Below are 227 nucleotides of genomic sequence, written 5' to 3' on the forward strand. Positions count from 1 at the left end.
TAAAACTTTAAATGCAATTGAAATTGCAACGATTATAAGTAAGCAGAAAGAATTTGCAAAAATATATGATGACAGGAAAACTCAATTTTTATTTATGGATATTTACGATGGTGCAGACACCGTCCAAGAAAACTATATGTTTATGATGCACCACTATTCTGAATACGATATGGCAATGATTAATTTTCCAGTAACAAAGTACAAAGTACATGGAAAAACAGTTGAGT

1 protein-coding gene is annotated in these 227 nt (G+C 30.0%); it reads left to right on the forward strand.

All coding sequences use genetic code 11. The features are described from left to right. The coding region (locus V7056_RS18135; RefSeq protein WP_499703799.1) for a hypothetical protein at nucleotides 1–227 on the forward strand (227 nt) is incomplete at both ends.

Origin of the sequence: Bacillus sp. JJ664, assembly GCF_036962205.1 — a bacterium.
Lineage (GTDB): Bacteria > Bacillota > Bacilli > Bacillales > Bacillaceae_G > Gottfriedia.